We start from the raw sequence: 20,717 nt of genomic DNA on the forward strand, positions 1-20,717 counted from the left end.
CTTTCACACGGTCAGGATGATTTTCGCGGCGGCCACGGTGCCCGCGTCGATGTCGGCGAAGGCGCGGCTGCCGCATGACATGGGGCGTCGCTCGACCCAGGTCAGATCGCCCAGAGCCCCGGCACGCAGCAGGGCAATGGCCTGCCGGAAGTCCGCCATCGTGTAGCAGTAGGCGCCCAGGAAGGACAGTTCGCGCAGGGTCAGCGCCCGGACATCCACCCCTTCGCTGCCGGGCAGAAGGCCACTGTGGACGATCACCCCGCCTCGCCGTGCCAGGGAAAAGGCCAGTGTGCGCGTTGCCGCGGCGCCCACAGCGTCGAAAAGCACGTCGGCGTCACCGGGCACGGGCGCCTGCTCGGGCGCGACGGCGCGGATCCGGGCGGAGGCCGCCTCGGCCGTGGCCCGTCGCGCGGCAGAGGTTTCGACCAGCGTCACGTTCCGGGCGCCTTCGGCGATCAGCACCAGTGCCGTCGTCAGGCCGATTGCCCCGCCGCCCAGCACGACCAGCCGCGCGGTGGACAGCGGTTCTGCCAGTGCACGCATCCCCAGACGGACCGCATGCACCGAAACCGCCAGAGGCTCTGCCAGGGCGGCAACGTCGAAGGGCATATCGTCAGGAATCGGGACGACGTTGCGCTCGGGCACCAGCACGCTCTCGGCGAAGGCGCCCGCATGCGGCGGCAAGCCGATGTTGCGCTGCGCCGCACAGAGCTGCGGGGCGCCGGACAGGCAACGTTCGCAGGTTCCGCAGTTCAGGAAGGGATTCAGGGCCACCCGCTGGCCGTCGAGCGCTCCGCCTTCGACCACGCCCGCGGCCTCGTGGCCCATGATCATCGGTGGCACGCGGCGGGGATCGTGTCCGTGATAGCCGTGCATGTCCGACCCGCAGATGCCGCAGGCTGCGACCTTGAGAAGGACCATGCCTCCGCCCGGCTCCGGCGTCGGTACGTCCTCCCACTCCATCCGGGATTTGCCCTTGTACACGAGTGCCTTCATGACAACCTCAGTAGAACAGCGACGGCAGGAAGAGGCTGATCCACGGCACGAAGGTCACCAGCAGCAACGTCAGGAAGTTGATAAGCAGGAAGGGCAGAGAGGCGCGAACGAGCCGGCCCACAGGCACCTTCGCCACCGCAGCCCCGACATACAGGCAGTTCCCGACCGGTGGAGTCACCAGCCCGACGCCGAGGTTCACCACCATGATCGCGCCAAACTGCACCGGGTCCACGCCCTGGGCCACGGCCACGGGCAGCAGGATCGGCGCAAAGAGGATCAGCGCCGGGACAAGGTCGACGAACATCCCGATCACCACCAGGAACAGGTTGATCAGGATCAGCACCACCCACGGGCTGGCGTCGAGACCGTTGAAGAAGCCGACGAGCGAGTCCGGGAACTGCTCGATGGCCACGACCCAGGCAACGACCGAGGTGGTCGCGACCACGAAGAGCGGGATTGCGGTGTTGACCGCCGCTTCGACAACAATGGTGCCGAGCTGGCGAAAGCTGAACTCGCGATAGACGACGCCCGCCAGGAACAGTGCGTAGACGACCCCGATCACGCCGGCTTCGGTGGCGGTGGTCAGTCCGGTGACGATGGCTCCCAGCAGGAACACCGGAAGAAGCAGCGCCAGGATTGCGTCCTTGAACGCGGCCCATAGCTCGGATGCGGGTGCGCGCCGTTCGGCCTGGGGCCAGCCCTTGCGCTTGGCCATGACGTAGACCGCGACCATGAGTAAAAGGCCGACGAGGATGCCCGGAACCAACCCGGCCAGAAACAGTGCGCCGACAGACGTGCCCACGGTCACGCCGTAGAGGACCATCGGGATCGACGGCGGGATCAGGATGCCGATGGTCGACGAGGTGATGGTGATGGCGCCTGCATCCTCGCGGCTGTAGCCCTGCTTCTCCATCGCCGGGATCATCAGGCTGCCCACAGCCGCGGTATCGGCCACGGCAGAGCCAGACACGCCGCCGAAGAACATCGAGGAGGCGACGTTGACGTGCCCCAGCCCGCCACGGATGTGCCCGACCAGAGCTGTGGCGAGCCGCACCAGCCGTGCGGCAATCGAGGTTTCCCCCGCAAGTGCGCCCGCCAGGATGAACAGTGGCACCGCGACCAGCGGAAACGAATAGACGCCGTTGACCATTTTGTGCGGGACCTGTGCCATCGGAAAGGTGCCGTCCAGCCAGAAGGCCCCCATCGCCGCTGCGCCGATTGCCATGGCAACGGGCACTCCGATCAACAGGAGCACGAAGAAGGCGACGAAGATCGTCAGGATCATGTTGGTGCTCCTTCACCCGGTCTGCGCAGCAGCCGGAAGAGGTTTTCCACGCTGCACACCGCCATGAGCAGGGCGGACAGCGGCATGCAGATGTAGAAGTAGCCGCGCGGGATCTTCAGCGCGTCCGAAAGGCTGTTCATCGCGCTCGACACGATCTGGTAGCCGTACACGGTCAACGCGCCCAGGAAGGCGAGGACAACCAGTTCCGCCACGATGCGGAAGCTCCACCGCAGCCGTTCGGGCAGGGCGTCGACCAGCGCGGTAAATGCGATGTGGCGTCGTTCGTAGTAGGCCACGACCGAGCCGACGAACACGATCCAGACAAGAATGACGTTCGGCACCTCGGTGGCCCAGTACAGCGAGTTGCCGAGGCCGTAGCGCCAGAACACGCCCATCGCCACGCTGATCACCAGCGCGACGATGAGGATGCCGATAAACCAGCGCAGGACTTGGTTTATCAAAGCCACTTCACTTGGCCTCTAGAACGGCGTCGATGAGGTCGCGACCGATGGTGTCTTCGGAAGCGGCGTAGGATTCCTCGGCGCCGGCGCGGAACGACTCCTTGTCAATGTCGCGGATGATGGTGACACCCGACTCCTCGATCTTGTCGACCAGCGCGGCATTGGCCTCTCGGGCGGCGGCGACCTGGATCAGGCTTCCGGCCTTGGCGGCCTCGACCACGGTGTCCTTCACGTCATCGGGCAGGCTTTCCCAGAACGATCGCGACAGCACGAATTCCGTCGGGATGTTGGCATGGCCGGTCAGGCTCATGGTGGACTGGACCTCGTGGAACTTCGACGTCCAGATGTTCTCCGGCGGGTTCTCCTGAGCGCTCACCACACCCTGCTGAAGCGCTGAATAGACCTCTTCGAAAGGCAGCGGCGTCGGGTTCGCGCCCCACGCCTTGAAGGCGGTCAGCCATGGCTGGACGTTGGGAACGCGGATGTCGAGCCCTTGCAGGTCGGCGGCAGAGCGAACCTCGGTGCCGTTAGTGGTGATGTAGCGGAAGCCAAGCTCGCCCCACGCCAGCACCTTGAAGCCCTTTTCGTAGAGAATGTCGTTGAGCTGCGCCTCGACTGCGCTGTCCGAGTGGAGCACCGCGTCGACATGCGCGTCGTCGCGGTAGATCATCGGCAGGTTCAGAACGTCGAGCCGCGGGTCGATCTGGCCGTGACGGCCCATGATAGCTCCGTCCAGGGTGCCCAGCTGCATCGCCTCGAGGTACTCGGTCTCGGTGCCAAGCTGGGCGGCGGGAAAGACCTTGATGTCGAAGCGGCCCGGGAATTCTTCCTCCAGCACCTCTTCGAACTTGTCGAGCCACAGCGAATAGCTGTGCGTCTGCGGCATGTTGTGGGCGATGCGCATTGTGATCGTGTCCTGCGCCATGGCGGCACCGGCGCCAAGGCCGATGCTCACCGCCGCCGCGGTCATGGAAATCCTGCAAAGCAAGGCGTTCATGTTTTCTCCTCCCTGATTTTTCTGCCGCGCCTGCCGGATGTGACACCGGCGCATGGCAGCTGGCTGTCGCCGATACTTGGCAACTGACATACAGTATGTCAATAGTCTTGCAGACCCGTCGATATCCAAGAAGAAAGACCCGTCAGTGACCCGTTCTTACTGCCTCTCCTACCTCACGCTGGAACTGTCCCCGCCCGAGACCATCACCCTTGCAGCCAGGTCTGGTTACCAGTCCGCTGGAGTCCGCCTGATGCCCGCGCTGCCCGGCGGGCAGGCGTTTCCGATGTGGAAGGACGCGGCGATGCTGCGCGAAACGGAGCGGGCCATCGCCGATACGGGCGTGTCCATCCACGACATCGAGATTGCCTGCATCGACGGTGAAACCCGCGTTGACCACTGGCTTCCGATGCTGGAGACCGCCGGACGGCTGAAGGCCCGGACCGTGATCGCGGCGGGCCTCGACAAGGACGAGGGACGCCTGACCGATACCTTCGCCGCCCTGTGCGAGGCGGCGCGGCCCTTCGGCCTGTCCATCAACCTCGAATTCACGCCTTGGGCGCCGCTGAACAGCGCCGCCGCAGCCCTGCGGGTCGTGACCGCCGCCGACCAGCCGAACGGCGAGGTACTGATCGACACCATCCACGTGGCCCGGTCCGCCACCACGCTGGACGATCTGCAAGGAATTCCCGCCTCGCGGATGAGCTACCTCCAGATCTGCGACTGTCCCGCACGGCCCGCCGAGTCCCTCGAAGACCTCCTCTTCACCGCACGGCAGGAGCGGCTGCTGCCCGGGGAGGGCGGCGCGGACCTTGCGGGAATCGTGGGCGCGCTGCCCGCCGACCTGATCGTGAGCGTCGAGATTCCCAGCCACCGCCGGATTGCCGACATGGGCCATGCCGCCTGGGCAGAGCTTTGCCTCGCCGAGTCGCGGCGCGCGATGGCGGACTTCGACGCAGGGCGCCAGCCATGACCGAGCGCCCCCTGCCGCCCTTCGACACGGCCCGCCTCGACCGGCTGTTGCAGGACGCCGGGGTTGACGTCCTGATCGCCTCGTCCAAACACAACATCCAGTATCTGCTGGGCAACTACCGCTTCTTCATGTTCGAAGTGATGGATGCCATCGGGCTCAGCCGTTACCTTCCCCTGCTGATCTACCCCGCCGGTCGGCCCGACCTTGCCTTTTACGTCGCCAATGCCAACGAGCGGTTCGAGGAAGAACTGAACCGTTTCTGGGTGCCGGAGGTCGTGGCGAAATCGCGCGGCTCGGTGGATGCCATGCACCTCGCGCTCGGGGGGCTTGCGGAGCGGGGGCTGACCCCGGGCGCATTGGCGGTGGAAACCGGATTCCTGCCTGCCGACGCATGGGAGTGTCTGCGCACAGGACTGCCGGCGACAAAGCCTGTGGACGCGGTCACGATCCTCGGAGAATTGCGCGCCGTGAAGCAGCCTTGGGAGCTGGACCTGCTGCGCGCCGCATCCGAGGGGGTCGTGGACGCCATGCAGGCCACCTTTGAGCAATTGCGCCCCGGCATGACGAAGAACGACGCCGTCGCGATACTGCGCCGCGAAGAAATCGCACGAGGCCTCACCTGGGAATATTGCCTGATCACCGCCGGTCAAAGCCTCAACCGGGCGCCGTCCACCCAGGTTCTGGAAGCTCAGGACATACTGTCGCTCGACTCGGGCGGTAATGTTCAGGGCTACCTCGGCGACCTGTGCCGCATGGGCACCCTTTCCGCTCCGTCGGCAGAACTGGAAGACGCCCTCGCCGCGATCGAAGCGGTGCAGCAGGCCGCACGGGTGCCGTTGCGGGCTGGCGTGGCCGGCCGGACGCCGTTCGACGCGGTTGCCGATCTTCTGGCCCGTCCGCGCGAAGGGTCCTTCTCGTTCGTCGTGCACGGTGTCGGGTTGATCACCCACGAAGCGCCCCGCCTGATGGACGACGGGCCGATCCCCTACCCCGCGCTCCACCGGGACCGGCCGCTGGAGGCCGGGATGGTGCTGTCCGTCGAGACGACATGGCAACACCCCCGGCTGGGGTTCATCAAGCTCGAAGACACCGTTGCCATCACCGATACGAGCTGCGCGGCCTATGGCGACACCGCGCGGGGCTGGAACCTGCCCGGGTGAGCCCTCACACGGGCCCTGTCAGGGTTCCAGCAGGACTTTGACTCCTTCGCGCGCGGCCACGGCCTTCAACCCGTCCTCGAAGCGGTCCAACGGAAAGCGGTGGGTTACCAGGCGAAGGACTTTCGGCGCGACCTTCGGAAGCAACTTCATCAGCAGCCGCCAGGTCGGATCGTTGTAGGCCCGCGAGCCGGTCAACTGCACCTCTTTCAGCACGGCGGGCGTGGTGACGAAGGTTGCGGGGCCATGGCAAAGGCCGATCAGAGCGATCCGCCCGGCCTTGCGCACCAGCATCAGCATTCTTTCCGCCACGGCCGCGTTGCCGCTGGTCTCGTAGATCACGTCGGCGCCCTCGGGACCAAGTGCTGCGGCGGGGTCATCCACATCGACATCGAAAGCCTCCATCCCCAGTTCACGGGCCAGTTCGAGACGACCGGCATCGGCGGCGACGCCGGTGATCACCGCCCTGGAGGCCCCCGCCTCCAGCGCCAGGATGCCGCAGAGCAGGCCGATGGGCCCGGCGCCGACGATCAGGGCAGCATCACCGGCACGAAGCGGCACCTGCTCCATCACTGCGTGGACCGCGACGGCAAGCGGCTCCAGCAGCGGGGCGACGGCAGGGTCGACACCCTGCGGCAGGGCAAAGACCTGCGCGACCGGCACGCAGACCATCTCGGTCCAGCCGCCGTCGATGTGCCCGCCCATCATGCGCCGGCGGTCGCAGAGGGTCGGGCGGCCAAGCCCGCAATACCGGCAGGTGCCGCAGCCGACCTGCGGGTTGACCCCGACGACAGTGCCCGGCGCCAAACTGCTGCCCGCGGGCGCTTCGACGACCACCCCGGCGAATTCATGACCGATGACCACCGGGAAGTCCGGGGCGTACTGGCCCACCACCGCCTCGTGCCACCTCCAGATCGCGACGTCTGTCCCGCAGATCCCGGCGGCGGTGATGCGGATCAGCACCTCACCCGGACCGCGGACAGGGATGTCCCTGTCCACAACCGCCATGCAGCCATCGCGCGGCGCCTGCTTGACGACCGCTTTCATTGCGCGGCAGCCATGTTTGCGGCGGAAAGCGCATAAGCGAGGTGATAGACGATGGTCTGCGGGTCGCTCAGTCTCAGGCCGCTGTTGCCAATGACCCGGTGGAACTCGGGCAGCGAGGCCTCGAGCTCGGGCTTGCCGCTCCCTTCGATCAGAACCACCACGTCAAAGCCTTTCTCGGCCATGCCGGGCCGCATCTCGGTTTCGCGGGTGCGGATGTCCGAGACCTCGTTGCGCGCGGCCCCGACATGCACGCAGGCGGCGCCGGTAACTGCCAGCAGGTCATCGCACAGTCCCTGCGCCCCGTCCTTCAGCGCGGCGTTTCCGCCCTCGGCAAGGGTCAGCCGGATCGTGGCCATCGCGCCGCCGTCGCCAACGCCGGACGACGCCAGCCGGTCGCAGGCGACCCTGAGGAAGTTGCGGAACGCAGGCTGCACCCGGCCGGACCATTCGGTCGGATTGTTGAGACGCTCCAGATAGGCGGGCGAGCGGAAGACCTCGACCGACTCGGCAGTGTAGATGGTGCCGTAACGATACCGCTGCCGGCTCTGGTCGATCAGTCGCTTGCCGACCAGAAAGCCCGGGATCGAGAGGCGCTCGGGCATGTGTTCGCGTGTGTGCCACTCCATGTATTCCGTTTGCGACGCGGGGTCGATGTCATGCCAAAGCGCCAGAAAGGCGGTTCCGGGCAGGGTCATGGTCAGGTCTCCTTCGAAGTGGCGGCATGTCGCGCCGCGACATGGCCGAATGTCAGTGCGGGTCCGATTGTGATGCCCGGACCGGGGTAACTGCCGCCCATGACCGACGCCATGTCGGCCCCGGCGGCGTAGAGGCCCGGGATGGGGGCACCTGCGGCATCCAGAACCCGGGCTTCGGTGTCGGTGACGATGCCCATGGCGGTGCCGATGTCCGCTGGGTGCAGGCGGACGGCATAATAGGGACCCTCCCCCATCGGCCCGAGACAGGGGTTCGGCCCGATGTGGTCCGGATCGCCGAGGTTGCGGGAATAGGCCGTTGAGCCGCGGTTGAATTCCGGGTCCCGCCCCTCTGCTGCATAGCGGTCGTTTCGCGCAAAGCTGTCTGCCAGCACTGCGGGATCGGCGCCGATGGCAGTGGCGATGGCTTTGATGTCGCGCCCCTCGGCAAGGTAGCCCTCGGCCACCCAAGGACCGAGGCGCCGGGTCATTGGGCGGATCACGCCCAGACCATACTGACGGATGAACGCCGCGTTGCACACCAGGTGACAAGTGATCGCGCCGGCCTGGTACATGCCCTCGACAAACCGGTGGTACGAGGTCGATTCATCGACGAAGCGCCGCCCTGACGCATCCACCGCGATGATGCCGGGCTTGGCCCGGTCCAGCAGCAGGTGAGGAAAGACGGCCTTGCTTCCGTCGGACCGCGTCCGAACCGACGCCGGAGCCCAGAAGGCCGCGTTCGAATAACCCCGTTCAAGCTGACCACCGGCGCCAAGCAGCAAGTCCACGCCGCCGCCGGTATTGGTGTCAGGCACCACAGATTGCTCGGCCACCGGGTCCGGAAACAGGTCCTGCCTCAGCCGGGCGTGATGCGAGAAGCCGCCAGTGCAGACGACGATGCCGCAGTGCGCCGCGATCTGTTGTTTCCCGATGGCAACGCCCGTCGCCCGCCCGTCCGAGACCACAATGCGGTCGACGCGGCATCCGGTGCGGATCTCGACCCCGCGGTCGATGAGAAAGGCAAGCAGTCGCCCGACCAGCGCGTTGCCCATGACAAGACGCCGCCCGCGCGGCCCGGTCAGCCGGTCTCGCCCGTGGCGAAGCATGAGCCCCGCCGCGTGGCGGAAACTGGCCAAATTCCGCGTGGCGCGCAACAAGTGCCCGATGTCGGTTCGGTCGACCATCATTCCGCCCATGATCGTGAACTCCGGCAAGGGCGGCTTCACCAATCTGAAGGCGGATCCAAGTTTGCGCCCGTCGAAGGGCTGCGCCCCAAGCGCCCTGCCCCGGGTCACGGCGCCGGGGAGATCCGTATGGTAGTCAGGATGGTGCGCAAAGGGTGCGAGATCGATCGCCCCCGCATTCTGCAGTTCCGCGACCATCTCGGGCGCGCGCGCGAGAAAGGCCTCTCGCATCTCGGCACGCGAATCGTTGCCCACCACGTGATCCAGGTATTGTCTTGCGGCGTCCGGATCGTCCTCTCTGGAAAGCATCGTGTTGGGCAACCAGGCACAGCCGGCTGAGATCGCACATGTGCCGCCAACCCGGTCCGACGCTTCCAGCAGCACGACCCGCAACCCGGCAAGCGCAGCCGTCGCGCTGGCGGCAAGACCCGCGGCACCCGCCCCGATCACCACAAGGTCGAACTCTTCTGCCTCATCCATCTGTGCATGCTCCTTTGTTGGACTTGAAGCATCTGCCATACTGTATGTCAATTATCCGGATCAGGGTGAATGGCTGCAAAAGATCCGAGAAACCGAAGGCCCGCACACCTGCCCGATCGACGCGCGCAGGGTTTGTCGTGTGAGGTTGATAAGAGAACCTTCGCAACTCGTCGCGCGGATAAGGTCGGGAGCGGGTGAGTTGCCGCCTTGGGCTGATTATCAAGGCATCCGCCTAGACACCCAGCGGACACCAACGAACGGCGGTAACAAGTTCCGGGTCGTATATTTGCCGCTTTCCTCCGCGATCAGGTGCGGCGGGGAACGCCCGGCACGATGCAGGAAGGCCAGGAAGCCTTCAGGGGTTCGCTTGTCATGGCGAGGCCCGACACAACTGGGCGGTCACAAACAAGGCGGCCTTCACCGACCGCCGACAGCCCGCACGACCCGACGATGCAGAAATCTGACGGTCACGTAAAACGCCCCGAGGCCAGCAAGTGCGCCACGCCGCTGTCGATGTGACGGGTCAGCAGCGCAACCGCTGCATCGGCATCGCGCCGGATCACCAGATCGCGCAGACGGACGTGATCCTCAACCACGCCCTGCCCCCGAAAGTCCAGAGCCAGCTGATGATAGCGGGCGAAGCGGTCAAATATAGAAGCATAGCTGCGCAGCAGGATCGGTTGATCGCAGGCGGCGATGGTCGCGTTATGAAAGCCCCAGTCACAGGCCACCCAGCGATCCACCACCGCGGGGTCGCCCGCGATCAGGGCGCGCTCGGCCACGGACAACTTGTAGTGCGCGGCCACGACCGAGGCCTCCCACTCGATATCTCCCTGCGCGATGGCGGCGCGCAGCGCATGGCTTTCCAGCAAACCGCGCAAGACCGCCAGTTCCCGCAGCTCTCCGGCGCTGACCGCGCTCACCCTGAACCCACGCTGGCCTTCGGCGGTCACCAGCTCCTCGACCGCCAGCCGGTTGAGTATCTCGCGCAGCGTCGTCACCGAGGCACCGTAGATCTCCTTCATCCGGTCGAGTTTCAGCTTCTCGCCGGGCATTAGCTTGCCGTGAATGATGTGGGAACGGATGCGGCGGTAGGCGACGTCGCCCACCGTGTCGCCATCCCGTTCAACAGTTTCGAAGCGCCAAGTTTCCATGCCGCAGTCTTACAACCCCTCGTGGGACCGTGCGAAGGGGCAAACCGCAGGGCAAAGGAAATCCTTTCGCCTTGTGCGCATTCCCGGCCACGATCAAACCCTGCGAACCGAACTTGGGCTCAGAGCCCAGCGTCCGGCAAGCCACGCAGCGGCCCAGCGACGTTGAACAGTACATCTTGGAAATCCGCACCCACCGCGGTTCGATCAGCCTGAATACGGCGTTCGTGGCCATGACGCCGGCTGGTTCCGAGACGCGTTGAAAGACGAGGGGATACGCGCCTGCGTCCCGGGCCGCAAGCAACGCAAGACCCCCAACCAAATGACCGTCTCCGGACCTTGCTTTGCCATTCCGTGCCTGGGAGCGATCCAGATCATGTTTGGCAGGCTCAAGGACCGGCGGCGGGTGGCGACCCGCTATGACCGCTCCCCAAAGGTCTTTCTCTCAGCAATCGCTCGCGCCACGCCCGTCATTTACTGGTCGTGAATCGTAACTCTGGCTGCGGGCCGGGGCACCTTGCGGCCCGCATTCGGGCGGAAAAGCCAGGGGCCAATGCGCGCCACAAGGAGTGCGAAGGCGCAGGTCCATAGAAATGTGGACAGGTCGATACCGTCCACTCCCACGACGATCGGTGCCGGGCCGGCCACACGCGCCGCAGCTGCCGCGATCATTAGAACGAAGGCTCCCGACAGGACCCCGCCCGCCTCCAGTGGCCGACCGGTATGCCCCATAGTCGCACGCATCATCACCGCCACGGTCATGCCTCCGACCGCACCGATGCCCAGCACATGCGCCCCGCTTGCCGGCGCGACGAGGCCAAGTGCGGCCAGGGCCACGGCAGCAAATCCCAGCGGCACCATCAGGTAGGCAACGTGCAGCATCAGCAGGAGCGGCGAGCGCCACGTGCCTGCGCCCCGCCAGCGTGCGACCCGCACGAGATGCAGCACGGCGGCTGTCGTCCCGAGTGCGGCACAGATCATGGTATATGGGGCGACCACCCAGGCAATCAGCCCTGCAGCACCAGCCGCCAGGCACAGCGCATCGAAGCGGGAGAAACCCACCGGCAACCGGGTCTCGCCGCGCTGAACAAGCCAGTTGCGGGTAAAGCTCGGCACGATGCGTCCCCCGATCAACATGACGAGGAAGATCAGCAGCGCGATCCCCAGCCGGCGACCGTGATCCGCCGTTCCCAGCATCGCGGCCTCGGCGTGGAACAGGATGTTGGCCAGCCAGAGCAGCGTCACGGGGACCAGCACCTTGAGGTTACGCCAGTTCCGGCCGGCGACAATTTCCCGCGCGATCATCACGGTCACCGCCAGAAGGAAAAGCTGATCGATCAGCGCCACCACGAATGGCCCCTGCCCCGTAAGCCCTGCCACGGCAACGCGTCCCGCAATCCAAAACGACAGCAGCAGCACCAGAGGTCCGCCGCGTGTCGGCAGGCGGCCGGTCCAGTTGGGCACAGCGGTAAACAGGAAGCCCGCGACGACGGCAGCGCCATAGCCAAAGATCATCTCGTGAATGTGCCAGTCCACCGGGTTTAACCGGCTGGCAAGTGCCAGATCGCCGCGCCAGACCAGCCACCACACGGGAATGGCGAGCATCGCGAAGAGCGCAGCCGATAGGAAGAACGGTCTGAAGCCATAGGAAAAGAGCGCCGGGCCCTTGTATGTCTCGCGGTGGGTCATCGTGAACTCCTCTCCAGAGGGCAATCGGGCGGCGCCTTTGGCCCCGCCCGTGTCGATCAAATGACGAAGGGACAGGACGTCACTCGACCTGTGCGATGAGATCGGCCATGCGGTTCGTGGCCTTGCCCTTGTGTTTGACGGCGGCGGCCGTATCGAGATTGACGGCGTCGCCGACCTGGATCACCGCGACCATGCCCATGGCGTAATGCGGCGTGCATTTGACGCCATAGACACCCAGCGCGTCCACGGTCAGCTCGAACTCTTCGTTGAACTTGGTCTTGAAGCCGTCGACGCCATCGGGAAGCATACCTTCGATGCTCTCGACGTTGTGGCCCTTGTCGGCGGGAAGGAAGTGGATCACGTCGCCCGGTGCGGCCTTCACGAAGGCGGGCTCGAACACCATCACGCCAGCCTCACCCTTGTTCAGCATCTTGATCTCGTGGGTTTCGGCGCTGGCCAAGGTGGCGGTCAGGGCAAGGGCGGCGGTCATCATCATGGATTTGAACATCGGAGCATCCTTTCTGCGTTTCCGTTTGTTTCGTCTGCCCCCGATTTGCCGTAGACAGGCAGTCGGAACGTTGCCCTTGCACAAACTCCGGATTTGAAACCGTGCCGAAACTCGACGAAAGCCTGTTGACCGGCCTGCCGCCCTTTTCGCTGCTGGAGCGCGTGCAAATCCGCGAGATCCTCGATCAGGCAGTGTCGCGCCGCTACGTCGAAGGCACGACGATCTTCGGCGAAGGGCATGACGCGGACCGGTTTTACCTGCTGCTGGACGGCTACCTGAGGGTTGTCCGCACGACCCCCGGGGGGGACCAGATCATCGTTTTGCACATTTCGCCGGGGCAGTTGTTCGGCATTGCGCCCGCCTTGCAGCGCGACACATACCCCGCCAGTGCAATAGCGGCGGCCGAGTCGATCGCACTGTCCTGGCCGGTGCGCGTGTGGGATGACTTCACCAGCCGCTATCCCGGCTTTGCCTCCGAAAGCTACAAGACCCTCGGTCAGCGCCTTGGCCAGATTCAGGAAACCCTGACGGAAATGGCGACGCAGGCGGTGGAAAAGCGCGTCGCCTGTGCGCTGCTCCGCATGGTCCATCAAAGCGGCCGCAAGACGGACAAGGGGATCGAGATCGCCTTTCCCGTGACCCGTCAGAACATTTCGGACATGACCGGTACCACCCTGCACACCGTCAGCCGGCTGCTGTCGGCATGGCAGAAAGAGGGCATCGTGGAATCGACCCGCAAGCATATCGTAGTCACGGATCCTCATGCCCTGGTGGTGCTGAGCGAGGCGTGACGGCTACGGCTTGGCCAGGCGTTCCTGCAATTCGGCGCGGAACGCGTCCTCGTCCAGATCGTATTCCAGACACGCATCCGTAATGGCGTGAAATGGCGCGATCAGGCAGCCGGGGCACAGCATCCGTCGATCCATGAAAACCCCGGCCATGTCCGGCCATGCGGAAAACAGTTCCGAGAGAGGTAGTTCCGGGTCGTCGAAATCGGGCTGCGACATGGGCTGTCCTTTCATAGCCACATGTTGCCCGCACCTTTCGCCAGCTTCTTTGCGTTTGCACAACAAGCGGCCCGTCAGGCCCCGATACACAGCGGTCATCCGAAACAATTCGACAGGACCGCGACATGTCTGAATTCCTAACAAAATCGCGGGCAAGGAACGTGTTCTACGGGGGATCCATATTCTTCGTCGTCGTGTTCGTGGCCCTCACGGCGCAAAGCCACCTGCACATCGTGGACAAAGCCACTGCCGGGATGCCCCTGACCGACGAGGTCGTCCTCGGCAAACACGTGTGGGAGCGAAACTCCTGCATCAACTGCCACACGCTGCACGGCGAAGGGGCCTATTTTGCCCCCGAGGTCGGCAATGTGATGACCCGCTGGGGCGTCGCCGACGACCCCGAAATGGCCTACGAGATGCTGGACGGCTGGATGCAGGCGCAGCCCTCCGGAATCGACGGCCGTCGCCAGATGCCGCATTTCGAGATCACCGAAGAGGAGATGCGCGGCCTCGCCGAATTCCTCCGCTGGGCCGATCAGACCGACACCCAGAACTGGCCGCCGAACGACGCGGGCTGAGGGAGACAAAACCATGAAATACCAATCGCAAAAGGTGGCCTACGCCTATTTCCTCGCGGCGATGGCGCTGTTCGGCATCCAGGTGCTGGGCGGGCTGCTGCTGGGCTGGATCTACGTTTCGCCCAACACTCTGTCCGAGGTCCTGCCCTTCAACATCGTGCGCATGATCCACACCAACGCGCTGATCGTCTGGCTCCTCCTGGGCTTCTTCGGCGCAGCCTACTACCTCGTCCCCGAGGAGAGCGAGCGCGAGATCTTCTCGGTCAAGCTCGCCTATATCCAGCTTGCGATCCTCGTCGTAGGAACGCTTGGGGCGGTGGGGTCCTACCTCGTCGGTATCCATGGCGGACGCGAGTTCCTTGAACAGCCGCTCTGGGTCAAGTTCGGCATCCTCGTGGCGGCGGTGATCTTCCTCGTGAACGTGTCGCTGACCTTCCTTGCCGGGCGCAAGACGGCGATCACCAACATCCTGATGATGGGTCTGTGGTTGCTGTGCCTGCTCTGGGTCTTCGCCTTCATCAACCCCGACAACCTGTCGCTCGACAAGATGTACTGGTGGATGGTCGTGCACCTCTGGGTCGAAGCCACCTGGGAGCTGGTCATGGCCGCGATCCTCGGCTTCCTCATGCTGAAGCTGACCGGGGTAGACCGCGAGGTGATCGAGAAATGGCTCTATATCATCGTCGCCACGGCGCTGTTCTCGGGCATACTCGGCACCGGGCACCATTTCTACTGGATCGGCACGCCCGGTTACTGGCAATGGATCGGCTCGATCTTCTCGACCTTCGAGGTTGTCCCGTTCTTTGCAATGATGTCCTTTGCCTTCGTCATGGTCTGGAAGGGCCGCAAGAACCACCCGAACAAGGCCGCGCTGCTGTGGTCGCTGGGGTCAAGCACTGTCGCCTTCTTCGGCGCGGGCGTCTGGGGCTTTTTGCACACGCTGCACGGGGTGAATTTCTACACCCACGGCACGCAGATCACCGCCGCCCACGGGCACCTTGCCTTCTACGGCGCCTATGTGGCCCTGAACCTGGCGATGTTCACTTATGCGATGCCGATCCTGCGGAACAGGGACCCGTATAACCAGGTGCTGAACATGGCGAGCTTCTGGCTGATGACCGGCGGCATGGCCTTCATGACCTTCACGCTGACCTTTGCCGGCACCATCCAGACGCACATGCAGCGCATTGTCGGCGACTACTACATGAACGTGCAGGACCAGCTCGGGCTGTTCTACCTGATGCGCTTCGGCTCGGGCATCGCCGTGGTGCTGGGCGCGCTGCTCTTCATCTACTCCATGCTCGTGGTGCGGCGCGAGATCGTGAAACCCGGCCCCGTGGCCGTTCCGGGAGAGTGATCCATGAAAGACCTGATCCATACCGACCTGCCGTTCTACCACGCGCAATCCGATGAATGCGCGGTGTTCGAGACGGCTCATGAAAACGGCCTGCCCCTTCTTCTGAAGGGGCCGACCGGCTGCGGCAAGACGCGCTTTGTCGAACACATGGCTGCACGGCTGGACCTGCCGCTGCATACCGTCGCCTGCCATGACGACCTGTCGGCGGCGGACCTGATCGGACGCTACCTGCTGAAAGGCGGCGAAACCGTCTGGGTCGACGGCCCGCTGACCCGAGCCGTGCGCGAGGGCGGTATCTGTTACCTCGACGAGGTGGTCGAGGCGCGCAAGGACGTGACCGTGGTCCTGCACCCGCTGACCGACGACCGCCGCCGTCTGGTCATCGACCGCACGGGCGAAGAGCTGCAGGCGCCCAAGCCCTTCATGCTGGTGGCCAGCTATAACCCCGGCTACCAGAACGTGCTGAAAAAGCTGAAGCCGTCCACTCGGCAGCGGTTTGTCTCCATCGGCTTCGACTTCCCGACACCCGAGGTCGAAACCCCCGTGGTCATGCGCGAAAGCGGGCTGGACGAAGCGCGGGCGACTGCCCTCGTTCGGCTGGCGGGCAAGATCCGCGCGCTGTCGGGCTTGGATCTGGAAGAAGGCGTGTCCACCCGCCTGCTGATCTATGCCGCGACGATGATTGCACGCGGCATGGCCGTTGATCGCGCCATTGAGGCCGCCATCATCGAGCCGCTCAGCGACGAGCCGGACGTGCAGCAGGCGCTGCGTGATCTGGCCGCCGTGATCTACGGGTGACGCCATGATCCACGTCCTCGACCTGATGGAGCCCGAAGAGACCGTCGGCAACCTCTGGCACGACATGGCGTCACGTTGGGGGGCTGTTGCGGGGGACGAAGCCCGGGCGGTGACGTTCGACGCGATGCGGCCCTCGGTGCTGGCGCTGTTCCGGGCGCTTGGCGGCGCGGCGGGGGTGGAGATCACCTCGGCCCCGCTGACCACATCGGACCACCGGCCCGACCGGCTGCGCCGCATCGGCACGCCCCATGAAAAGCTCTTTGGTGCCGATTTCGACGGCGACCGGCTGCGCCTGCCGCCGGTGATCGACACCTTTCCCACACGCGATCTGAACCGGGCGTGCTATCTTTGGCTGACGGCATTGGCGGCGTTTGTCGATCTGCCCGAACCGCAAGCCGACCCTCTGGCCGCCGACCGGGCCGAGATCGAGGCGCTTGCACAGGCCTCCGACCGGGCCTACGCCGCCTGCCCCGGCCTGCGCGGGCCTCACGGGCAATTCTGCACCCACATCACTCTGAACCGGCACCGCACAGGCCTGCCGCATTGCGAGGCTGGTATCGAGCGGATGCTGCTGGACCAGCTCTGTGGCCACGCGTTCCAGCGTGAATGCCTGGACTGCCCTGCCCCGCGCGGCTACCGGACCTTTGCTGCCCTGCCGATCTGGCCGCGCCTGCGGCCCCGCACCCGCAGCGACCAGCCCGCCGCCGCGAGCGACGAGGCCGCCGCCCCCGCGATGGTCCTGCCCACCCGCAAGGAGGCGCGCCGAGAAGACCGCGATCAGGCCAACCGCAACGACAGCTTCATCGTCCACAGGTTCGAGTCGATCATGTCCTGGGCCGAAAGCCTGAACATCAACCGCATGGTCGATGACGACGATCAGGACAACGCCGCCAAGGCCGCAGAGGATCAGGATCACCTGACCCTGTCGCAGAATATCAAACGCGCCGCCACCCGCCTGCGCCTGTCGCTGGACCTGTCGCCGCAGGATGCGGACCACGAACGGCTTGCGGGCAAGTTCACCTATCCCGAATGGAACCACCGCACCGGAGCCTACATGCCCGACCACACCCGCGTGCTGGAGGCCGAGGCCAAACCGCGCGCCGACTACGCCCCCGATCCGCGCCTCGTCGCCCGCGTGCGCCGCCAGTTCGCGCCCCTGCATCCCCGCCGCGTGATCCTGCCCCGGCAGCTGGACGGCGATGATCTGGACCTCGACGCCGTGGTGACGTCGCAGACCGACATGGCCTGCGGGCAGCAGGGCAGCGACCGGGTCTGGCAATCCGGCCGCCCGATGGCCCGTGACCTGAGCGTCGCGATCCTGATGGATTGCTCGCGGTCGACCGAGGCAGCGCTCGGCGATACATCGGTGATCGAAACCGCGCGCGAAGCGCTGGCCGCACTTTCCTGTGGCATCGACACGGCGGGCGACCGGTTGGGCATCTGGGGGTTCTCGTCGCTGAAACGCGACCGCGTCTTCCTGCACCGGGCCAAGACCTTTGCCGAGCCGATGTCGCAGGCTGTCACCACCCGCATCGGCGGCTTTCGCCCCGGGCACTACACCCGGCTCGGCGCCGCGATCCGGCATGTCTCGGCGCAACTGGCAGATGAGGGTGCGGCCCGCCGGCTGCTGCTGGTGCTGACCGATGGCAAGCCCAACGACCTCGACCACTACGAAGGCCCGCACGGTATCGAGGACAGCCGCATGGCCGTCCGCGAGGCCCGCGCGCTGGGGCAGTCGGTGCATGGCGTGATCGTCGATCAGGACGGACAGGACTGGTTCGCCCGCATCTTTGGTCGCGCCGGATTCACCCTGCTGCCCGATCCGCAGCGCCTGCCCCGCGCCCTGCCTGACATCTACCAGACCCTGACCATGGAGAGCTGACATGAAACGTCTTTTTATCCTTGCCACCCTGATCCCCGCCCCTGCGCTGGCCGCTTTCGAGCGGCCCATCCCGCAGCCGCAAACAGATGTGGCCGAATTCTGGTTCTTCGTCGGATCGGTCGCCCTGATCCTGGCCCTCGTCGCCGTTCAGATGCTGGTCAGCCGCCGATGAAACCCGGATGGAAACTGCTGGCCGGTCTCTATCCGTTCGGCGCGGGGGCGATGGGGGTGAACCTGTTCTTTGCCTCGCTGATAGGGTCCTGGCTGGGCTGGCCCGTGCTGACGCCGTGGCAGTCTGCCGCCGGAGGGCTGGTGATCGGTGCCCCGGCGACCTACGCCTTTGCCTGTCACATCATGCGGCTGATGAAGGAGGCGGACGAGGCATGACCGGCTGGGCCGAATACACCCTTGCACTCGCGCTTTTCGCGTCCAGCCATTTCGTGCCGCGCCTCGGCGGCCTGCGAGAGAGGCTGATCGGCGCGGTCGGGCGCCGGGTCTATTTCGCTGCCTATGGCGTGATCTCGCTGGCCTTGCTGGTCTGGGTGATCGCTGCCGCCGGGCGCGCCCCCTATGTGGAGCTTTGGCCGCAAATGCCATGGAGGCACTGGGTTCCGAACCTCGCGATGCCTGTGGCTCTGGTGCTTGTCGCTTGCGGTATCGGTGCGGCGCAGCCCTTTACCCTTGGCGGGGGCAAGACATTCGATCCCGCGCAGCCCGGCTTTGCCGCCGTCGCGCGCCATCCGCTGTTCCTTGCGCTCGCGCTGTGGGCCGGGGCGCACCTGTTTCCGAACGGGGATCTCGCCCATGTCATTCTCTTCGGCAGCTTCGCCGCCATGGCACTGGCCGCCATCTTGGCCTTCGATGCAAAGGCGCGGCGCGCGGCTCGGGCGGATATCTTCGCGCACACGGCGCTCCTGTCGCTGAAACCCATGACCTGCTCGGCGTGGCGACGCGCCAACCTGCGCCGCGTGCTTATCCGCAGCGCGATGGGCTTGTTGGTGTGGGTGGCCTTGCTCCACTTGCACGGGCTCGTGATCGGCGTTTCGCCCTTTCCTGTCTGAAGCTTGATCCTGCGCAAAGTCGTGCCGCCGGAAAAGGCGCATATCGGCCGCATGAAACACCTAGACCGCCTCAGATCCCTTGGCCTGTTCGACAGCCGGGTGCCCCGCTACACCTCATATCCCACAGCGCCGGTCTTTGCGCCCGGCGTAGGCTCCGCCGACCAAACCCGCGCGCTGGCCGCACTGGACCCGGCCCAGCCGGTGTCCGTCTATCTGCACATTCCGTTCTGCGAACGCCTGTGCTGGTTCTGTGCCTGCCGCACGCAGGGGACGAAGACCCTGTCCCCGGTGGAAAGCTACCTCGGCACGCTGGAACAGGAACTGGCGCTGCTCAGGGACATCTTGCCCAGGGGCCTTCGCATGGGGCGGATGCACTGGGGTGGCGGCACGCCGACGATCCTGCCGCCCGAGATGATCCACCGTCTGGCGCAGGCCGTCCGTGCGGTGATCCCCCCTTCCGAGGATTGCGAATTCTCGGTCGAGATCGACCCGACCATGGTCGACCGACCCAAGATCGCGGCACTGGCTGCCGAGGGCATGAACCGCGCCAGCATCGGCATTCAGGACTTCGACCCTATGGTGCAGGCCGCCATTGGGCGGGAACAACCCTTTGACATCACCCAGGCCTGCGTTGACGACCTGCGCGCGGCTGGCATTCGCTCGCTGAACGCCGACCTTGTCTATGGTCTGCCGCACCAGACCACCGAACGGCTGGATGATACGGTGTCCAAGGTGCTGGAGCTGGCCCCCGACCGCGTTGCACTGTTCGGCTATGCGCATGTGCCCTGGGTGTCCAAGCGCCAGAAGCTTATCCCCGAAGACGCCCTGCCCGCCGAAGAGGCGCGCCACGCGCTGGCGACGCTTGCCGCCGCACGGTTCAACGGCGCCGGGATGACTGCCATCGGGATCGACCATTTCGCCCGCCCCGGTGATGGGCTCGCCCGCGCCGCTGCCACCGGGCACCTGCGGCGCAATTTCCAAGGCTATGTCGACGATACCTGCCCAACGCTGATCGGTCTTGGCGCTTCATCGATCTCTCGTTTGCCCACAGGCTACGTCCAGAACGCACCCGCCACCGCCGCCTATGTCCAGCGGATCGAGGCCGGTCAGCTGGCCGGTGTGCGCGGCCACATGATGACCGCGGACGACCTGCTGCGCGCCCGCGCGATCGAGATGCTGATGTGCGAGTTCCGGCTGGACCGCGCGGCGCTGCGGGACGCCTTTGGCGGACAGGCCGCAACGCTGGATGCAGAGATCGCGCTGCTGAGCGGGCGGTTCGGCGATCTGGTGGAGGTGACGGAGGATGCGCTGACCATCGCGCCCGAAGGCCGTGCGCTGACGCGGATCATCGCCAGCGCCTTTGATGCGCATGTGCCCGATGGCATCCGCTACAGTCAGGCGTCGTGAGCGGGGG

Annotated in this window: 22 protein-coding genes and 1 pseudogene; 12 read left to right on the plus strand and 11 right to left on the minus strand. The window is 65.5% G+C overall.

The window, feature by feature from the left end:
- Nucleotides 1-3: 3 nt before the first annotated feature.
- The 4 genes from QNI11_RS23995 to QNI11_RS24010 are packed head-to-tail and all read right to left on the minus strand — an operon-like array spanning nt 4 to nt 3,739.
- Nucleotides 4-996, minus strand: a complete 993-nt coding sequence (locus tag QNI11_RS23995; RefSeq protein ID WP_283983856.1) for a zinc-binding dehydrogenase — start codon at nt 994-996, stop codon at nt 4-6.
- Nucleotides 997-1,003: 7 nt separating this feature from the next.
- Nucleotides 1,004-2,281, minus strand: coding sequence for a TRAP transporter large permease (locus QNI11_RS24000; RefSeq protein ID WP_100931282.1), 1,278 nt, complete (start codon nt 2,279-2,281; stop codon nt 1,004-1,006).
- A complete protein-coding gene (locus QNI11_RS24005; protein WP_283983857.1) occupies nt 2,278-2,742 on the minus strand; it encodes a TRAP transporter small permease in 465 nt (154 codons plus the stop codon). Before QNI11_RS24005 ends, QNI11_RS24000 begins: the two co-directional genes overlap by 4 nt.
- A gap of 7 nt (nt 2,743-2,749) precedes the next feature.
- Entirely contained in the window at nt 2,750-3,739 is a 990-nt protein-coding gene (locus QNI11_RS24010; protein WP_283983858.1) for a TRAP transporter substrate-binding protein, read from the minus strand.
- 145 nt (nt 3,740-3,884) lie between these two features.
- On the opposite strand from QNI11_RS24010, the gene QNI11_RS24015 reads away from it, so the two are divergent.
- Both QNI11_RS24015 and QNI11_RS24020 read left to right on the plus strand, forming a co-directional pair.
- A complete protein-coding gene (locus tag QNI11_RS24015) occupies nt 3,885-4,709 on the plus strand; it encodes a sugar phosphate isomerase/epimerase (protein WP_283983859.1) in 825 nt (274 codons plus the stop codon).
- Nucleotides 4,706-5,869 (plus strand): Xaa-Pro peptidase family protein, encoded by a 1,164-nt coding sequence (locus QNI11_RS24020; protein WP_283983860.1) that lies wholly within the window; start codon nt 4,706-4,708, stop codon nt 5,867-5,869. The genes QNI11_RS24015 and QNI11_RS24020 overlap by 4 nt, the downstream gene beginning before the upstream one ends.
- Nucleotides 5,870-5,887: 18 nt before the next feature.
- On the opposite strand, the gene QNI11_RS24025 is transcribed toward QNI11_RS24020, so the two are convergent.
- The 4 genes from QNI11_RS24025 to QNI11_RS24040 form a co-directional block, all read right to left on the minus strand.
- Nucleotides 5,888-6,913 carry a zinc-binding dehydrogenase gene (locus QNI11_RS24025; protein ID WP_283983862.1) on the minus strand — a complete coding sequence of 342 codons (1,026 nt, stop codon included), beginning with the start codon at nt 6,911-6,913 and terminating at the stop codon, nt 5,888-5,890.
- Nucleotides 6,910-7,608 carry a hypothetical protein gene (locus tag QNI11_RS24030; protein WP_283983864.1) on the minus strand — a complete coding sequence of 233 codons (699 nt, stop codon included), beginning with the start codon at nt 7,606-7,608 and terminating at the stop codon, nt 6,910-6,912. The genes QNI11_RS24025 and QNI11_RS24030 overlap by 4 nt, the downstream gene beginning before the upstream one ends.
- A 2-nt stretch (nt 7,609-7,610) precedes the next feature.
- Nucleotides 7,611-9,272, minus strand: coding sequence for an FAD-dependent oxidoreductase (locus QNI11_RS24035; protein ID WP_283983866.1), 1,662 nt, complete (start codon nt 9,270-9,272; stop codon nt 7,611-7,613).
- 467 nt (nt 9,273-9,739) lie between these two features.
- The gene (locus QNI11_RS24040) at nt 9,740-10,426 is read right to left on the minus strand and encodes a GntR family transcriptional regulator (protein ID WP_283983867.1); all 687 of its coding nucleotides are present in this window, start codon (nt 10,424-10,426) and stop codon (nt 9,740-9,742) included.
- A 217-nt stretch (nt 10,427-10,643) separates the two neighbouring features.
- Here QNI11_RS24040 and QNI11_RS24045 point away from each other — a divergent pair.
- Nucleotides 10,644-10,910: pseudogene (locus tag QNI11_RS24045) on the plus strand (transposase); the annotation flags it as partial.
- On the opposite strand, the gene QNI11_RS24050 reads toward QNI11_RS24045, so the two are convergent.
- Nucleotides 10,898-12,112 carry an NnrS family protein gene (locus QNI11_RS24050; RefSeq protein ID WP_283983868.1) on the minus strand — a complete coding sequence of 405 codons (1,215 nt, stop codon included), beginning with the start codon at nt 12,110-12,112 and terminating at the stop codon, nt 10,898-10,900. The pseudogene QNI11_RS24045 and the gene QNI11_RS24050 overlap by 13 nt on opposite strands.
- Nucleotides 12,113-12,191: 79 nt before the next feature.
- A complete protein-coding gene (locus QNI11_RS24055) occupies nt 12,192-12,620 on the minus strand; it encodes a pseudoazurin (RefSeq protein ID WP_283983869.1) in 429 nt (142 codons plus the stop codon).
- A gap of 101 nt (nt 12,621-12,721) precedes the next feature.
- Between QNI11_RS24055 and QNI11_RS24060 the strand changes: the two genes are divergently transcribed.
- Entirely contained in the window at nt 12,722-13,411 is a 690-nt protein-coding gene (locus QNI11_RS24060; protein ID WP_283983870.1) for a Crp/Fnr family transcriptional regulator, read from the plus strand.
- A gap of 3 nt (nt 13,412-13,414) precedes the next feature.
- Here the strand turns inward: QNI11_RS24060 and QNI11_RS24065 are convergent, their stop codons facing one another.
- A complete protein-coding gene (locus QNI11_RS24065; protein ID WP_100931293.1) occupies nt 13,415-13,627 on the minus strand; it encodes a DUF1858 domain-containing protein in 213 nt (70 codons plus the stop codon).
- Nucleotides 13,628-13,752: 125 nt separating this feature from the next.
- On the opposite strand from QNI11_RS24065, the gene QNI11_RS24070 reads away from it, so the two are divergent.
- Genes QNI11_RS24070 through hemN form a run of 8 tightly spaced genes read left to right on the plus strand, consistent with a single transcriptional unit; the run spans nt 13,753 to nt 20,710 of the window.
- On the plus strand, nt 13,753-14,205 hold the full coding sequence (locus QNI11_RS24070) for a cytochrome c (protein WP_283983871.1): 453 nt from the start codon (nt 13,753-13,755) through the stop codon (nt 14,203-14,205).
- Between the two features lie 13 nt (nt 14,206-14,218).
- The gene (locus tag QNI11_RS24075) at nt 14,219-15,562 is read left to right on the plus strand and encodes a cbb3-type cytochrome c oxidase subunit I (RefSeq protein WP_283983872.1); all 1,344 of its coding nucleotides are present in this window, start codon (nt 14,219-14,221) and stop codon (nt 15,560-15,562) included.
- A gap of 3 nt (nt 15,563-15,565) precedes the next feature.
- Nucleotides 15,566-16,360: a CbbQ/NirQ/NorQ/GpvN family protein gene (locus QNI11_RS24080; protein ID WP_283983873.1), complete on the plus strand. Its 795-nt coding sequence runs from the start codon at nt 15,566-15,568 to the stop codon at nt 16,358-16,360.
- A 4-nt stretch (nt 16,361-16,364) separates the two neighbouring features.
- Nucleotides 16,365-18,242, plus strand: coding sequence for a nitric oxide reductase activation protein NorD (locus QNI11_RS24085; protein WP_283983874.1), 1,878 nt, complete (start codon nt 16,365-16,367; stop codon nt 18,240-18,242).
- 1 nt (nt 18,243) lies between these two features.
- Nucleotides 18,244-18,414: a hypothetical protein gene (locus tag QNI11_RS24090; protein ID WP_283983875.1), complete on the plus strand. Its 171-nt coding sequence runs from the start codon at nt 18,244-18,246 to the stop codon at nt 18,412-18,414.
- Nucleotides 18,411-18,629, plus strand: coding sequence for an NnrT protein (locus QNI11_RS24095; protein WP_100931298.1), 219 nt, complete (start codon nt 18,411-18,413; stop codon nt 18,627-18,629). Before QNI11_RS24090 ends, QNI11_RS24095 begins: the two co-directional genes overlap by 4 nt.
- Nucleotides 18,626-19,303: an NnrU family protein gene (locus tag QNI11_RS24100; RefSeq protein WP_283983877.1), complete on the plus strand. Its 678-nt coding sequence runs from the start codon at nt 18,626-18,628 to the stop codon at nt 19,301-19,303. Before QNI11_RS24095 ends, QNI11_RS24100 begins: the two co-directional genes overlap by 4 nt.
- Nucleotides 19,304-19,354: 51 nt before the next feature.
- The gene (gene hemN / locus QNI11_RS24105) at nt 19,355-20,710 is read left to right on the plus strand and encodes an oxygen-independent coproporphyrinogen III oxidase (RefSeq protein ID WP_283983878.1); all 1,356 of its coding nucleotides are present in this window, start codon (nt 19,355-19,357) and stop codon (nt 20,708-20,710) included.
- Nucleotides 20,711-20,717: the final 7 nt, after the last annotated feature.

Source organism: Sagittula sp. MA-2 (genome assembly GCF_030126985.1).
GTDB lineage: Bacteria > Pseudomonadota > Alphaproteobacteria > Rhodobacterales > Rhodobacteraceae > Sagittula.

What these genes read in the sequence shown, in the direction of transcription:
- QNI11_RS23995 (WP_283983856.1), bottom strand. Translation starts at nt 996, where the DNA reads ATGAAGGCACTCGTGTACAAGGGCAAATCCCGGATGGAGTGGGAGGAC.
- QNI11_RS24000 (WP_100931282.1), bottom strand. Translation starts at nt 2,281, where the DNA reads ATGATCCTGACGATCTTCGTCGCCTTCTTCGTGCTCCTGTTGATCGGA.
- QNI11_RS24010 (WP_283983858.1), bottom strand. Translation starts at nt 3,739, where the DNA reads ATGAACGCCTTGCTTTGCAGGATTTCCATGACCGCGGCGGCGGTGAGC.
- QNI11_RS24020 (WP_283983860.1), top strand. Translation starts at nt 4,706, where the DNA reads ATGACCGAGCGCCCCCTGCCGCCCTTCGACACGGCCCGCCTCGACCGG.
- QNI11_RS24025 (WP_283983862.1), bottom strand. Translation starts at nt 6,913, where the DNA reads ATGAAAGCGGTCGTCAAGCAGGCGCCGCGCGATGGCTGCATGGCGGTT.
- QNI11_RS24030 (WP_283983864.1), bottom strand. Translation starts at nt 7,608, where the DNA reads ATGACCCTGCCCGGAACCGCCTTTCTGGCGCTTTGGCATGACATCGAC.
- QNI11_RS24035 (WP_283983866.1), bottom strand. Translation starts at nt 9,272, where the DNA reads ATGGATGAGGCAGAAGAGTTCGACCTTGTGGTGATCGGGGCGGGTGCC.
- QNI11_RS24040 (WP_283983867.1), bottom strand. Translation starts at nt 10,426, where the DNA reads ATGGAAACTTGGCGCTTCGAAACTGTTGAACGGGATGGCGACACGGTG.
- QNI11_RS24050 (WP_283983868.1), bottom strand. Translation starts at nt 12,112, where the DNA reads ATGACCCACCGCGAGACATACAAGGGCCCGGCGCTCTTTTCCTATGGC.
- QNI11_RS24055 (WP_283983869.1), bottom strand. Translation starts at nt 12,620, where the DNA reads ATGTTCAAATCCATGATGATGACCGCCGCCCTTGCCCTGACCGCCACC.
- QNI11_RS24065 (WP_100931293.1), bottom strand. Translation starts at nt 13,627, where the DNA reads ATGTCGCAGCCCGATTTCGACGACCCGGAACTACCTCTCTCGGAACTG.
- QNI11_RS24070 (WP_283983871.1), top strand. Translation starts at nt 13,753, where the DNA reads ATGTCTGAATTCCTAACAAAATCGCGGGCAAGGAACGTGTTCTACGGG.
- QNI11_RS24075 (WP_283983872.1), top strand. Translation starts at nt 14,219, where the DNA reads ATGAAATACCAATCGCAAAAGGTGGCCTACGCCTATTTCCTCGCGGCG.
- QNI11_RS24080 (WP_283983873.1), top strand. Translation starts at nt 15,566, where the DNA reads ATGAAAGACCTGATCCATACCGACCTGCCGTTCTACCACGCGCAATCC.
- QNI11_RS24085 (WP_283983874.1), top strand. Translation starts at nt 16,365, where the DNA reads ATGATCCACGTCCTCGACCTGATGGAGCCCGAAGAGACCGTCGGCAAC.
- QNI11_RS24090 (WP_283983875.1), top strand. Translation starts at nt 18,244, where the DNA reads ATGAAACGTCTTTTTATCCTTGCCACCCTGATCCCCGCCCCTGCGCTG.
- QNI11_RS24095 (WP_100931298.1), top strand. Translation starts at nt 18,411, where the DNA reads ATGAAACCCGGATGGAAACTGCTGGCCGGTCTCTATCCGTTCGGCGCG.
- QNI11_RS24100 (WP_283983877.1), top strand. Translation starts at nt 18,626, where the DNA reads ATGACCGGCTGGGCCGAATACACCCTTGCACTCGCGCTTTTCGCGTCC.
- hemN (WP_283983878.1), top strand. Translation starts at nt 19,355, where the DNA reads ATGAAACACCTAGACCGCCTCAGATCCCTTGGCCTGTTCGACAGCCGG.